The following is a 13,647-nucleotide window of genomic DNA, read 5'->3' as shown; positions in this document are numbered from 1 at the left end:
CCTCGACCCCCGCATGGCCAAGCTCGCCGGCGGCGTCCACCGCCTCGAGGGACAGCTCATGGTCGTCCTCGACGTCGATCGCGTCCTCGAGCTCGCGCCGGAAATGATGGCGGCCTGATACGGCGGCTCGCCGCCGACGTGCCAGTAATTGGAAGTGCCCCCCGCAAAGGGGGAGGAAGCAGAGGTTCACATGCGAACTTGTCTCGTCGTTGATGATTCCAGCGTCATCCGCAAGGTTGCGCGCCGGATCCTGGAGGGCCTCGACTTCCAGATCCTCGAAGCCGAGGACGGTGAGAAGGCGCTGGAGGCCTGCAAGCGCGGCTTGCCCGATGCGGTGCTGCTCGACTGGAACATGCCCGTGATGGACGGCTACGAGTTCCTCGGCCATCTCAGGCGCATGCCCGGCGGCGACCAGCCCAAGGTGGTGTTCTGCACCACCGAGAACGACGTCGCGCATATCGCGCGCGCGCTGCATGCCGGCGCCAACGAATACATCATGAAGCCGTTCGACAAGGACATCGTGACGGCGAAATTCCAGGAAGTCGGCCTTATCTGAGCGATCGGCCGGAGGCCGAAGCGATTCTTCGGCGCTTGTTTTCAACTGTACCCTTTCAGTCTGAGTTGGTGAGTAATGAGTGTTGCGTTCGCAGGTAATTCGGCCACGACCGGCTCGCGCGAAGCGGGGCCGCTGCGGGTGATGATCGTCGACGACTCCGTCGTCATCCGCGGTCTGATCTCGCGGTGGATCGGCGCCGAGCACGACATGGAGGTCGCTGCCTCGCTGCGCACCGGGCTCGAAGCGGTCAACCAGATCGAACGCATCAATCCTGACGTTGCCGTGCTCGACATCGAAATGCCCGAGCTCGACGGCATCTCGGCGCTGCCGCAGCTGCTTGCGAAGAAGCGCGATCTCGTCATCATCATGGCCTCGACGTTGACCCGCCGTAACGCGGAGATCAGCTTCAAGGCGCTGTCGCTCGGCGCCGCCGATTACATTCCGAAGCCAGAATCGACGCGCGAGGCGTCGGCCGCCGACATCTTTCATCACGACCTGATCCAGAAGATCCGCCATCTCGGTGCGCGGCTGCGTCGCAAGGCCGCGGTGGCAAGTCCGCCGCTGGCGCCGGCGAGCCCGGCTCCGGCCCCGCGTAGTCCTGTTGCGCGGCCCGCAGTGCCCGCTCCGGCGGTGCCTGCTGCGTCATCCGGGGCGCTCACCATGCGCCCGTTCTCCATTCAGACCCCCAAGGTGCTGCTGATCGGCTCCTCGACCGGCGGTCCGCAGGCGCTGATGGCGCTCGTCACCGAGCTCGGCCCGGTGATCGACCGCTTCCCGGTGCTGATCACCCAGCACATGCCGCCGACCTTCACCACCATCCTTGCCGAGCATTTGGCGCGTTCGAGCCGTAAGCCGGCCGCCGAGGCGGTCGACGGCGAGCCGGTGAAGCCGGGACGGATTTATCTCGCGCCCGGCGGCAAGCACATGCGCGTGGCGCGCAGCGGTGCGGACACCGTGATCGCGCTCGACGACGGCCCCGCCGTCAATTTCTGCAAGCCCGCGGTCGATCCGCTCTTCACCTCCGCCATCGACATCTGGCACGGCAGCATCCTCTCCGTGATCCTGACCGGCATGGGCTCGGACGGCATGCGCGGCGGCAAGGACATCGTTGCGGCCGGCGGCAGCGTCATCGCGCAGGACGAAGCCTCCAGCGTGGTCTGGGGCATGCCGGCCGCGGCGGCCAATGCCGGCATCTGCGCGGCGATCCTGCCGCTCAACCAGATCGGCGCCAAGGTCAACCGCCTGTTCGCGGGAGATCGCGCGTGACGCCGGTTGACTACGATTATCTGCGCAAGTTCCTGAAAGAGCGCTCCGGCCTCGATCTGTCGCCCGACAAGCAATATCTGGTCGAGAGCCGGCTCTTGCCGCTGGCGCGCAAGGCGAGTCTATCAGGCATTCCCGATCTGGTGCTGAAGATCAGGAACGGCGATGGCCGGCTTGCGACCGACGTGGTCGAAGCGATGACCACCAACGAGACCTTCTTCTACCGCGACAAGATCCCGTTCGATCATTTACGCGACACCATCCTGCCGGGCCTGATCAAGGCGCGCGCGGCGCGCAAGAGCTTGCGCATCTGGTCGGCGGCGTCGTCGACGGGGCAGGAGCCCTATTCGATCGCGATGTGCGTGAAGGAGATGGGCGCAGCATTGGCCGGCTGGCGCATCGAGATCGTCGCCACCGATCTGTCGCAGGAGGTGCTGGAGAAATCCAAGGCCGGCATCTACAGCCAGTTCGAGGTGCAGCGCGGCCTGCCGATCCAGCACCTGATGAAGTACTTCACGCAATCCGGCGACACCTGGCAGCTCAATGCCGACATTCGCGCGATGGTGCAGTTCCGCCAGCTCAACCTGCTGCAGGATTTCTCCCATCTCGGCACGTTCGACGTGATCTTCTGCCGCAACGTGCTGATCTATTTCGACCAGGACACCAAGGCGGTGATCTTCGAGCGGATGGCGAAGGGCCTGGAGACCGACGGCACGTTGTTGCTCGGCGCTGCCGAATCCGTCGTCGGCATCACCGATGCGTTCCGTCCCATCGCCGAGCGCCGCGGTCTCTACCAGCTCAACCCCGCACGTTCCGGCCGCCCCATGGGCGGATTGATGCCGCCGTCGTTGAAGGTTGCCGCGGCGCGGTGATCCTTCCGCGAGTCCGGAATTGTAGGGTGGGCAAAGGCGCACTTGCGCCGTGCCCACCATCGATCCAACACTGCAACAGAAATGGTGGGCACGCTTCGCTTTGCCCATCCTACGATACTTTCAATTGCGTCGAGAGATACTTCTCATGCGCCATTGCACTCACAAAATCGCATGCGGCAGAAATCGCGAGCGGTTGCCGGTGATCGGGCTCTCGTCCTCGCGGATCGACAATCCGCACGGCTCGTGATTCACCAGCCAGCTTCCCACCACCGGATAGAAGCCTGAGAAATTCGGCAGCGGCGCGAGCGCCTGGCGCACAAAACCTTCGGCGCCGTAGGGACCTTCCTGCTCGTCGAGCGATACGCCGCCGGACACGATCGTGACGTTGGCGCCTTCGCGCGACAGCAGCGGCTTGCGTACGTAGGATGTTCCGAGCTCCGCTGCCCGCGCGTCATCCTCGAAGAACGCCGGCAGCAGATGGGGATGGTTCGGAAACATCTCCCAGAGCAGCGGCAAGATGCCCTTGTTGGAGAGCACCGCCTTCCACGGCGGTTCGATCCAGCGCGTGGCCGCGTCCTTCAGCTTCGCGCCGAAGGAATCGTGGAACATCCATTCCCAGGGATAGAGCTTGAAGGCGAGTGCGATGTCGGCCTCGTCGAGGTCGACGAAGCCGCCAGGCTCATCGCGCCAGCCGACCTCTTCGATGTCGAGCAGCCTGGTCGAGAGGCCGGCTTGGCGCGCGGTGTCTTCGAGATAAGCGAGCGTGCCGGCGTCTTCCGAGTTGTCGGTGGTGCCGGTGAGATGGACGTGACGGCCCGCGGCGATCTCCTTCCACGCCGCGATCAGTCGCTCATGGATGGAGTTGAACTGATCGGCGCGAACAGGGATGATACGGCGCTCGATCGCCTGCTCGAGCCAGGTCCATTGAAACACCGCGGCCTCGAAGATCGAGGTCGGCGTATCCGCGTTGTATTCGAGCAGTTTTGCCGGCGACTTGCCGTCGAACTTCAAATCGAGCCGGCCATAGAGGCTGCGGTCGTCGCGCTGCCAGCTCTCTGCGATCAAATTCCAGAACGCTTCCGGAATCTGCAAGCGCCGCAGCTGCCGCTCCTCGCCGATGACGCGGCCGGCAAGCTCCAGGCACATCGCCTCGATCTCGGCGGTCGGCGTCTCGATGCCGCGCTCGATCTCGTCGAGCGTGAAGCCGTAATAGGCGCGCTCGTCCCAATAGCGCTCGCCGTCGATGGTGTGGAAGACGAAGCCGCATTGCGCCGCGGTCTCTCGCCAATCGTCGCGCTCCAGGCACGTGATGCGCTGCATTGTTAGCCCCCGCCCGAGAAGCCATGGCCGAACGAGCCGAAGCCGCCGCGGCTGACGCTGCTGTGGCCGGAATCGGACGACGTGCCCGATGAGGAGTGGCTCGAGGAATCGCTGCTGAAGAAGCTCGACCGTGACGACCAGCGCGAACTGCCGCTGCTCGAGGAGCTGCTTCTGCTGCTGCAATTGGTGCTTGTCTGCACCGCCGGGTCCGTTCCGGACGGAGGGGGCTCGCAATTCTGCCGCGGCATCATCGTGTACGCGGTGGTGCCGACCGCGAGCGTGCCCATCACCAGCAGCGCGACATGGCCGGAGCGCTTCACCGGCGCTTTGGCCGACAACGGCAATGGCTGTGGCAGGCGTGGCCGGCGCTTGCCGAACTGCTTGTTGGAAGGTTTGTCGGCCATCTCAATAGATCATGCTGGCGGCGTTGAGCAGTCCCGCCGCGAGTGAGGACAGCCCGAGCCAGATGGCCGGCGCCAGCTCGCCGGCCGCGATCCGCGCCGACAGGTTCGGCACCGGCACGCGCACGAGAAAGAACACGATGACCTGCACGATCAGCGCGATCATCGCCCAGATCAGGCAGTCCAGCACGTTGGCCGAATGTGCGATGGCGCTGACCAGCGGCGCCACGAAGCCGAGCAGGCTGAGGCCGAGCGCGATCGCCGCCGCCGGCTCGTTGTCGCGGATCAGCTGGAACTCGTTATGCGCGGTGATGCGGGTATAGACGAACAGATACGCCACGATCGCGATCAGCCCGGTGCAGAAATAGACCAGGAAGGCGGGCAGGCCGGCCAGTGATTGCAGGATCATCGTTCCCCCATCGTGCAGCGACCATTCGTCGATGGGAGGAGGATAGCGGTTCAATGGGAGGAGGGCGATGAAGCCGCCTTTGAACCCGCCTTGGCATCCCCAAAAAACAAAACCCCGCCATTTGCGGCGGGGTCCAGGCTGGGAGGAGCAAGCCCGGGAGGGCTTGCGACGTAAACCCAGAAGATCAGGCGGGAATGCGCTCTTCGTGCTCGTGGGGCTCGCGCAGCACGTAGCCGCGGCCCCAGACGGTCTCGATGAAATTGCGTCCCTCGGAAGCGTTGGCCAGCTTCTTGCGGAGCTTGCAGATGAAGACGTCGATGATCTTCAGCTCGGGCTCGTCCATGCCGCCATAGAGGTGGTTGAGGAACATTTCCTTGGTGAGGGTCGTGCCCTTGCGGAGCGAGAGCAGCTCCAGCATCTGATATTCCTTGCCGGTCAGATGCACGCGCTGGCCGCCGACTTCCACCGTCTTGGTGTCGAGGTTCACGACGAGGTCGCCGGTCTGGATGACCGACTGGGCATGGCCCTTGGAGCGGCGCACGATCGCATGGATGCGGGCCACCAGCTCGTCCTTGTGGAAGGGCTTGGTCATGTAGTCGTCGGCGCCGACGCCGAGACCCTTGACCTTGTCCTCGATGCCGGCGAGGCCGGAGAGGATCAGGATCGGTGTCTTGATCTTGGAGACCCGAAGCTGCTTGAGCACGTCGTAGCCGGACATGTCGGGCAGGTTGAGGTCGAGAAGGATAATGTCGTAATCGTATAATTTACCGAGATCGACGCCTTCTTCCCCCAAATCGGTCGTGTAGACGTTGAAGCTCTCAGACTTCAGCATCAGCTCGATCGACTGCGCGACGGCGCTGTCATCTTCAATCAGCAAAACGCGCATGCCAGTTCCCCATAGTCGCCGCTCCTGGGCGTCAGGTCGGCCGCATTCGCGGCACTCAACAAAACGCCTTTGAACAACTGATTCGGATCCTGACAACAGATGGTTAACAAATCCTGATTCTGGAACGCAAGTCCCCCGGGTGCAATTTTTGTCGAATCGCCCTAAGGTCTTGTGTAAGAAGCAGCTTTCGTCACCCAGTTCTGTTCAAGTTCCACTTTAAGAGACGGGCCTAACCGACTCCCGCGACTCAGCCTTCTTCTGAAGAGGAGTCACGCTCAGTCACAAAGACAGTGACGCAATGATTAATGATGCGGGTAAACACGAAGTTAAGCGCCGTTCAGAAATATGGCGAAACTTAAGGTTTTCCCCGTGAAGGCCCGGGGCTCACGAAGGCGGGCGGCCATTCTATGAAGCCTCATATGAAAGCGCGCTCCTGATGAAGGCTGTCTTATGAAGGCGCTTGCCGAACAGATCGGCGATATCGACGGCATCAATATTTACGGTCGCGTCGTCGGTGTGCGCGGCCTGATGGTCGAGGTGGCCGGCCCCATCCACGCGATGTCGGTCGGCGCGCGGCTGGTGATCGAGACCGGCGCCAACCGTTCGATTCCCTGCGAGGTGATCGGCTTCTCCGGCAACAATGCTGTCGTGATGCCGTTCGCCGGCCTCGACGGCGTGCGCCGCGGCTGCAAGGCCGTGATCGCCAATGCCGCCAATCTGGTGCGGCCGTCGTCGGCCTGGCTCGGCCGCGTCGTCAACGCGCTGGGCGAGCCGATCGACGGCAAGGGGCCGCTGCCGCAAGGCGCCTCGCCGATGCCGTTCCGCAATGCGCCGCCCCCGGCGCATTCGCGCAAGCGTGTCGGCGCCCCGCTCGATCTCGGCGTGCGCGCGATGAACACCTTCCTCACCTGCTGCCGCGGCCAGCGCATGGGCATCTTCGCAGGGTCCGGCGTCGGCAAATCGGTGCTGCTGTCGATGCTCGCGCGCAACGTCGATGCTGCGGTCAGCGTCATCGGGCTGATCGGCGAACGCGGCCGCGAGGTTCAGGAATTCTTGCAGGACGACCTCGGCGAGGAGGGCCTCGCGCGTTCCGTCGTCGTGGTTGCGACCTCCGACGAGCCGGCGCTGATGCGCCGCCAGGCGGCGTATCTGACGCTCGCGGTCGCCGAATATTTTCGCGACGAGAACCAGGACGTGCTCTGCCTGATGGATTCGGTGACGCGCTTTGCCATGGCCCAGCGCGAAATCGGCCTGTCCGCCGGCGAGCCGCCGACGGCCAAGGGCTACACCCCGACCGTCTTCACCGAGCTGCCGAAACTTCTGGAGCGCGCCGGGCCGGGCCTCGGGGAGGGCGCCATCACCGCGATCTTCACGGTGCTGGTCGACGGCGACGATCATAACGAGCCGATTGCGGACGCCGTCCGCGGCATCCTTGACGGCCACATCGTGATGCAGCGCTCGATCGCCGAGCGCGGCCGCTACCCCGCCATCAACATCCTCAAATCCGTCTCCCGCACCATGCCGAAATCGGCCGATCCGCAGTTCTGGCCGACCATCCAGAAGGCGCGCGCGGTGATGGCGACCTATGCCGACATGGAGGAATTGATCCGGCTCGGCGCCTACCGGGCCGGCTCCAGCCCCGAGGTCGACGAGGCGATCCGCCTGCACGAACCGCTCGAGGCGTTCCTGCGCCAGCGCAAGGACGAAAATGCGTCTCTGGCTGACGGCTATCGCCAATTGGCGCATATCCTCGGTAATTTGGAAACGGAACGCTAACTTTGTCAGGTCATCATCCCATCCCACAGAGTAGCAGAGCCGGTCTTGGCCCCAGTCGGGCCTGTGGGGAGACCGGTGACGTCCCACGTGCAGCGAGGGGACTTCTGGGGAGTACGAGTCGATGAAGTCACGAGATACCCTCATCCGCCTGAAGAAGTTTCAGGTCGACGAGAAGCGCCGCCGGGTCACCCAGATCGAGACCATGATCGCCGACTTCCAGCGGATGTCGACCGATCTTGAACGCGAGATCACGACCGAGCAGGAGCGTGCCGGGATCAACGATCCCTCGCACTTCGCCTATCCGACCTATGCCAAGGCCGCCATTCAGCGCCGCGAGAACCTGACCCGCTCGGCCGACGAGCTCAAGGGCCAGCTCGACGAAGCCAAGGCCGCGCTGGCCGAGGCCTTCGAGGAGCTCAAGAAGGTCGAGCTCCTGGACGAACGCGACCAGGCCCGCGAGCGCGCCGAGGAAAATGCCCGCGAGCAGGCCGACCTCGACAGCATCGGCCTGATGCGCGCCCGCATCGGCGCCGTCGCCTAAAGACACAGCCAGCGGCCAAACCGCCGAGAATTTGTAAAACCCGGACCCGCAAGGTCCGGGTTTTCGCATGTGCTATCCACAGCGTGGCGCCGCACCCCTTGGTGGACGGCTTGGCCACGCGCTATGGTGGTGCGTGGTTTACCTCGCCCCGCTTTGAGGGGAGAGGTCGGATTGCCCCGGCGATGCGTAGCATCGTCCGGCGCGATCCGGGTGAGGGGGACTCTCCGCGGGTCCGTCTGCAACCTCCCTTGCGGAGACTCCCCCTCACCCCGATCCTCTCAGGGCGAGCGTAGCTCGTCCCGACCCCGCAGGCGGGGGAGAGGGAGGAAGGTTGGGGGGCTGAATGCTGACGCCAGCAGAGCTGGTCGGGTTGATCGAGGCGGTGGCGAAGGGCGATCAGGCGGCGTTCGAGCGCCTCTACGCCGCCACGCGCGCGAAACTCTATGGCGTCGTGCTCCGTATCTTGCGCCGACAGGATCTCGCAGAGGAGGTCATTCAGGAGACCTACGTCAAGATCTGGAACAGTGCCGGCCAGTTCAATCCCGCGCTGTCGTCGCCGATCACGTGGATGGCCTCGATCGCGCGCAACCGTGCGATCGACATCGTGCGCAAGAAGTCGGAGGTCTCGATCGAGGAGGAGCCGCAGGCGATGGAGGTCGCGGCCGACAGCCCCGATCCGCTGGCGCGCCGGGAGATGACCGAGGAGTTGAAGCGGCTGCTGGAATGCATCGGCCGGCTCGAGCCCGACCGTCAGCGGCTCGTGCTTCTCGCCTATTACAACGGCTGGAGCCGCGAGCAACTGGCGGAGAAATTCGCAGCTCCCGTCAACACGGTGAAGACGTGGCTCCGGCGCAGCATGTTGGATATCCGGGAGTGCCTCGGACTATGAAGGTTTATACGGTGAGGGTGGTTCTGGACTGCATGTGATGGCCTACTCGGAGGACCATATCGCGCTCGCCGCGGAATATGCGCTCGGTACGCTCGAGGCCGATGAGCGCGCGCAGGTCGAGACCATGATGGCGGTGGACCCGGCGTTCGCCGAAATCGTGCAGGCCTGGGCCTATCGGCTCGGCGCCCTCAACCAGATGGTCGGCTCGGTCGAGCCGCGTCCGGTCGTGTGGGAGAACATCAGGTCCGAGATTGCGCGCACGGTGCTTGCGCAGCAGCCGCCTGTTCTGGCCGACGTCGTACCGCCGCCAGTCCCGCCCGTCGAAGCCGCGCCGCCGGAAGCGCCGCTGGAGCAGGTCTCGCAACCGGAGCCGCAGCCTCCCGAGGCAGAGCAGCCCGAGCCGGTGCGCTCCGGATCCGATGCGATACCCGACATTGCGCCGGTGTTCATGCCGCAGGTCCACGCGCCCGATCCCGAGGTCGTCCGGACGCCGCAGGTGCCGATCGCCGACGACACCAACGTGATCCGCCTCGAGGGCCGCGTGAAGCGCTGGCGCTCGATCGCATCCGCGGTCGGCGCGCTCGCGGCCGCGCTGCTGGTGACGCTGTCGCTTCAGATCTTCCTGCCCGACGCGCTGCCGGGGGCTTTACGTCCCGCGCCGCGCATCCAGACGGTGGAAGTGAAGACGCCGGCCGCGCCGCTCACCGCCGCCGCGCAATATGTCGCGCTGCTGCAGGGCCAGGGCGGCGGCCCCGCCTTCATCCTCACCATCGACGGCGCGACCAAGAACTTTACCGTGCGCAAGGTCGGCGCGACGCCGGAGCCCGGCAAGAGCTTCGAGCTCTGGCTGATCTCCGACAAGCTGCCGCGCCCGCGCTCGCTCGGTGTGATCGGCGCCGGCGAATTCACCGCGCGTCCGCTGCTCGCCTCCTATGATTCCGAAGTCGTCAACGGCGCCACCTACGCGGTCACGGTCGAGCAGGCCGGCGGCTCGCCTAACGGCCAGCCGACCTCGGCCCCCATCTTTTCCGGCAAGCTGATCGAGACCGTACCGCCGTCCCAGCCGCAGGCGCCCACGAAGAAGTAGGTCCCGTAGCCCGGATGGAGCGCAGCGCAATCCGGGACCACCGCGCCATCAGGCGACAACCCCGGATTACGCTTCGCTGCATCCGGGCTACGAAGCCGCGTCTTGTCGCCACGGTCCATCTCGCCGTCGCATCCCGACAAGTCGCCTGGAATCCGCCCCCGATTTGAACCTTGCCGCAATTCGTGGCGTCAAATTCCCGGAAATTGCAGTCGGCGCCGCCGATCGCGGAGCCGAAAGAGGGGCTAGAAAACAAATGGATGCAGCGAAAACGCCCGGCATCTTCGTTCACCAATACACCGGACTGCCGCACGGCCCTGCGTTCGAGCATTGGCGCGAGCGGGCCTTCGGTGCCTGCGGCCTCGATATCGGGCCGAGCCATGGCGACAGCATCGATTGCCGGCTCCAGATCAGCGTTGTCGACAACATCGCGCTCGCCATTCCGGAAGGCGCCTCCGCGCAATATTCCCGCACCCAGAGCCACCTTGCCGACGGCAGCGACGACCTCGTGCTGATCGCCGCACATGCCGGCCTCGTCCGTGTCGGGCAGAATGGCCACACCGTGGAGCTTGCGCCCGCGCAGATGGTGCTCGTCGACATGAGCATCACCGGCACCGTCGGTCACACCGATGAAAACCGCTTCACCACCATCCGCATGCCGCGCCGCGCGTTGCTCGACATCAATCCGCGTACCGAGGACAAGCTGTCGCAAGTGCTCAGCGACGGTGCGGTCGCCGAGACCATCTTCCGCTACCACGCGCTCGCCGCCAATCACGCGCCGCACCTCGACGCGGTGGGCCAGCGCCTGACCGCGCAGCATATGGTCGATCTGGTTGGCCTCCTGCTCGGCACCGATGCCGAGCATGCAAGTCTTGCGCGCGGCCGCGGCCATGCGGCGGCGCGCCTCGACCTCATGCGCGCCGATGTGATGGCCGCGCTCGGCCGCAACGATCTCTGCCTGTCCGAGATCGCGACGCGCTCGGGCTTGAGCCCACGCCAGGCGCAACGCCTGTTCGAGCAGGCCGGCACGACCTTCACCGAATTCGTGCTGGAGCAGCGCCTGCTGCAGGCGCGTAAGCTGCTCGGCGATCCCCGCGCCAGGGCGCGCAAGATCAGCGACATTGCGCATTCCTCGGGCTTTTCTGATTTGTCATATTTCAACCGTGCGTTCCGCAAGCGCTTTGGCGCGACACCGTCGGAATTGCGCGAGGCGTAGGCGCGCCCCGGTTTCGTTCTGCGGATCACAGTTGGCCCATTCGCGGCGATGAGCTATATCTACCTGTGCGGGTACACCGCTCGATCGCTTGTCGTTCCCTTGTCGTTCCATTGGGAAAGTGCAGTCAACGGACATGGCGCGTATCGTCGTGCTCGGCGCCGGATTTGCAGGCCTGTGGGCGGCCATCGGTGCCGCGCGCAAGCGCGACGAGATCGGCGCTGGCAGCGACATCGAGATCTGCGTGATCGATCGCAATCCCTATCACAACATCCGTGTGCGCAATTACGAGGTCGATCTCAGCGAGGTCGCGATACCGTTGCCGCAGCTGCTCGATCCCGTTGGTGTCAGTCACGAGATCGGCGAGGTCGAAGCCATCGATCCGGTCCGGCACGAAATTTCGCTGGTCACGAGCAGCGGCGAGCAGACACTGGTCTATGACCGCCTGGTGCTGGCGCTCGGCAGCGAGGTGATGCGTCCCGACATTCCAGGCCTTGCCGAGCACGCCTTCGATGTCGATACCTATACCGCGGCGCTCCACCTCGAGGATCATCTCGTCTCGCTCGGCCGCAGCGCGCCGTCGCCAGGGCGTTCGACGGTGGTGGTGGTCGGCGCAGGCTTTACCGGCATCGAGGTTGCGGCCGAGATGCCCGACAGGCTGGCGCGCGCGGGCATCACCGGCAGCCGCCGCATCATCCTGGTCGATCCCAATTCCGCGGCCGGCGCCACCATCGGCACGCCGGCGCGCCCCGTCATCGAGACGGCGTTGGCCGCGCTCGACGTCGAGATGCGCCTCGGCGTGCGCGTCGTCTCGGTCGAGGCGGCCGGCATTCGCCTGAACTCCGGCGAGTTCATTCCGGCGCAGACCGTGATCTGGTGTGCCGGCATGCGTGCGAGCCCCCTGGCTGCGTGCTTTCCGGACGCGCGCGACCGGCTCGGGCGCCTGCTGGTTGATCCCCTCATGCGGGTTGCGGATGTCGGCGGCGTGTTCGCGGCCGGCGATGTCGCCTCCAGCGTGGTCGACGGGCTGCATCCGACCGTGATGTCCTGCCAGTTCGCGCGCCCCATGGGCCGCTTCGCCGGCCACAATGTGGTCGCCGATCTCGCCGGCCTGCCGATGCTGCCGCTGCGGATCGACTGGTACGTGACCGTGCTCGATCTCGGCGGCTGGGGCGCGCTCTACACCGAAGGCTGGGATCGCGAGGTCAAGGCGACCGGTCAGGCTGCGAAGGCGACCAAGAACATTATCAACCGCAAGCGCATCTATCCGCCGCTGACCGGCAGCAAGGATGAGCTGTTCGCGGCGGCCGCGCCGACGGTGCAGGCACCGCCACCGAGCTATGGGTCGCGGTAGTCTCGCGCTGCTCGCCCTACAAGATCTTGCGCTGGCCGACGGGCAAAACACGCGAGCGATGGGTCAACGCGCGGCGGCGAAAATATTCCACTTTACCGAAATTCGGAAATGACGTATGTGTCGCGACAACCCGGCCCAAGGAAGAGGGGCGTATCGCGATCGTCACGAACGCGGGCCGGGCGGCGGTGGACGCAGGCCACATCGGCGCGAAGAGCTTTCGCAGGGCGGGTAACCGTGAGCGAAGACCTCGCGCACACGACCGATGTGATCCGCGTACGGCAAAATCGTGTCGTCCTGGCGCCCGGGGTCTGTGCGCCAAGTCTTGTGGTGATGGGTGTCGTCCAACCGGACGCATCCGCCAGCCATCCGCAAGGCGACGGGGGCAATAGTGCAACGCTCCCCGGGGAGAACACGACATAAGCCGTAAAGCCACTGCGCAGGGAAGGCCGGGATGTCCTGGCTACACCGGTATGCCGCTGTGCAACTTCTTGTCACGCAGGTTTCGCACAGTGGACCGCGGGTGCCAGCGGGCTCCCGGTCTTCCCTGCGCCCTCTTTCAAACGAGGGTGAAGCGATAAAGCAAAGCTCGGGCGAAATGCGCTGCGAGGATGCGAAGCTGTGTCTCCACGTCGAAAGCGAATAAGGAATGCTGCCGCAAGCGACATCTAAGATCGTCACCCTGAGGCGCCGGAGCGAAGCGGAGGCCTCGAAGGGCGACAGCCCGTCTGCATCTCGGCCGTTCATCCTTCGAGGCTCCGCATGCGATGCATTCGCATCGCACGCTTCGCACCTCAGGATGACGGAACGAATACCGTCAGTGCGGAGAGATTGTGGATGGCTTGACCTCGCGCGCCAAACTCCGCTCTCGTGCCCCGGACGCTGCGCAGCGCCTCTTCGGCTCTGCGCAGCAGCGTAAGAACGCTGCAGCGCGTCCGGCACACGAGAGTGGGCGGATTGCTTGCGCCTTCGCCAAGGGCTTCGGCGGACACGTCGCTTCGCTCGCGATGACGAATTTGGGGTGAGGTCTGCACGCGACCGAAACATCACCCCAGACATGAGAAAGCGCCCGTGGGGGGCGGGCGC

The 13,647-nt window shown here is 65.0% G+C and carries 13 protein-coding genes and 1 pseudogene; 10 read left to right on the top strand and 4 right to left on the bottom strand.

The window, feature by feature from the left end:
* The 4 genes and pseudogenes from GGD61_RS40815 to GGD61_RS31860 form a co-directional block, all read left to right on the top strand.
* A pseudogene (locus GGD61_RS40815) lies at nucleotides 1-118 on the top strand (chemotaxis protein CheW); the annotation flags it as partial.
* Nucleotides 119-190: 72 nt separating this feature from the next.
* Entirely contained in the window at nucleotides 191-556 is a 366-nt protein-coding gene (locus tag GGD61_RS31870) for a PleD family two-component system response regulator (protein ID WP_007600538.1), read from the top strand.
* 75 nt (nucleotides 557-631) lie between these two features.
* Complete coding sequence (locus tag GGD61_RS31865; protein WP_183231840.1) at nucleotides 632-1,822, top strand: chemotaxis response regulator protein-glutamate methylesterase; 1,191 nt, start codon at nucleotides 632-634, stop codon at nucleotides 1,820-1,822.
* Complete coding sequence (locus GGD61_RS31860) at nucleotides 1,819-2,691, top strand: protein-glutamate O-methyltransferase CheR (RefSeq protein WP_092253938.1); 873 nt, start codon at nucleotides 1,819-1,821, stop codon at nucleotides 2,689-2,691. The genes GGD61_RS31865 and GGD61_RS31860 overlap by 4 nt, the downstream gene beginning before the upstream one ends.
* A 159-nt stretch (nucleotides 2,692-2,850) precedes the next feature.
* Here GGD61_RS31860 and GGD61_RS31855 read toward each other — a convergent pair whose 3' ends face one another.
* The 4 genes from GGD61_RS31855 to ctrA form a co-directional block, all read right to left on the bottom strand.
* Complete coding sequence (locus GGD61_RS31855) at nucleotides 2,851-4,011, bottom strand: glutathionylspermidine synthase family protein (protein WP_092253936.1); 1,161 nt, start codon at nucleotides 4,009-4,011, stop codon at nucleotides 2,851-2,853.
* 2 nt (nucleotides 4,012-4,013) lie between these two features.
* Nucleotides 4,014-4,415, bottom strand: a complete 402-nt coding sequence (locus tag GGD61_RS40810) for a hypothetical protein (RefSeq protein WP_092253934.1) — start codon at nucleotides 4,413-4,415, stop codon at nucleotides 4,014-4,016.
* 1 nt (nucleotide 4,416) lies between these two features.
* Nucleotides 4,417-4,821: a DUF350 domain-containing protein gene (locus GGD61_RS31845; protein ID WP_026201752.1), complete on the bottom strand. Its 405-nt coding sequence runs from the start codon at nucleotides 4,819-4,821 to the stop codon at nucleotides 4,417-4,419.
* A 184-nt stretch (nucleotides 4,822-5,005) separates the two neighbouring features.
* Complete coding sequence (gene ctrA, locus GGD61_RS31840) at nucleotides 5,006-5,707, bottom strand: response regulator transcription factor CtrA (RefSeq protein WP_008138878.1); 702 nt, start codon at nucleotides 5,705-5,707, stop codon at nucleotides 5,006-5,008.
* A 450-nt stretch (nucleotides 5,708-6,157) separates the two neighbouring features.
* Here ctrA and fliI point away from each other — a divergent pair, with 450 nt between their 5' ends.
* The 6 genes from fliI to GGD61_RS31810 all read left to right on the top strand — a co-directional run bounded on the left by fliI (nucleotide 6,158) and on the right by GGD61_RS31810 (nucleotide 12,564).
* Nucleotides 6,158-7,483: a flagellar protein export ATPase FliI gene (gene fliI, locus GGD61_RS31835; protein ID WP_018316924.1), complete on the top strand. Its 1,326-nt coding sequence runs from the start codon at nucleotides 6,158-6,160 to the stop codon at nucleotides 7,481-7,483.
* 121 nt (nucleotides 7,484-7,604) lie between these two features.
* Nucleotides 7,605-8,024 (top strand): flagellar export protein FliJ, encoded by a 420-nt coding sequence (gene fliJ, locus GGD61_RS31830; protein WP_008138882.1) that lies wholly within the window; start codon nucleotides 7,605-7,607, stop codon nucleotides 8,022-8,024.
* Between the two features lie 343 nt (nucleotides 8,025-8,367).
* Complete coding sequence (locus GGD61_RS31825; RefSeq protein ID WP_018316925.1) at nucleotides 8,368-8,913, top strand: sigma-70 family RNA polymerase sigma factor; 546 nt, start codon at nucleotides 8,368-8,370, stop codon at nucleotides 8,911-8,913.
* Between the two features lie 37 nt (nucleotides 8,914-8,950).
* On the top strand, nucleotides 8,951-10,000 hold the full coding sequence (locus GGD61_RS31820) for an anti-sigma factor domain-containing protein (protein WP_092253932.1): 1,050 nt from the start codon (nucleotides 8,951-8,953) through the stop codon (nucleotides 9,998-10,000).
* A gap of 253 nt (nucleotides 10,001-10,253) precedes the next feature.
* On the top strand, nucleotides 10,254-11,213 hold the full coding sequence (locus GGD61_RS31815; protein WP_092253930.1) for an AraC family transcriptional regulator: 960 nt from the start codon (nucleotides 10,254-10,256) through the stop codon (nucleotides 11,211-11,213).
* A 133-nt stretch (nucleotides 11,214-11,346) separates the two neighbouring features.
* A complete protein-coding gene (locus GGD61_RS31810) occupies nucleotides 11,347-12,564 on the top strand; it encodes an NAD(P)/FAD-dependent oxidoreductase (protein WP_092253928.1) in 1,218 nt (405 codons plus the stop codon).
* The last annotated feature ends 1,083 nt before the right edge of the window (nucleotides 12,565-13,647 follow it).

Origin of the sequence: Bradyrhizobium sp. SBR1B, from assembly GCF_014198205.1 — a bacterium.
In the GTDB taxonomy this organism is placed as follows: Bacteria; Pseudomonadota; Alphaproteobacteria; order Rhizobiales; family Xanthobacteraceae; genus Bradyrhizobium.
The sequence above is the reverse complement of the archived record's forward strand: the minus strand, read 5'-3'. Positions and strand labels throughout refer to the sequence as shown.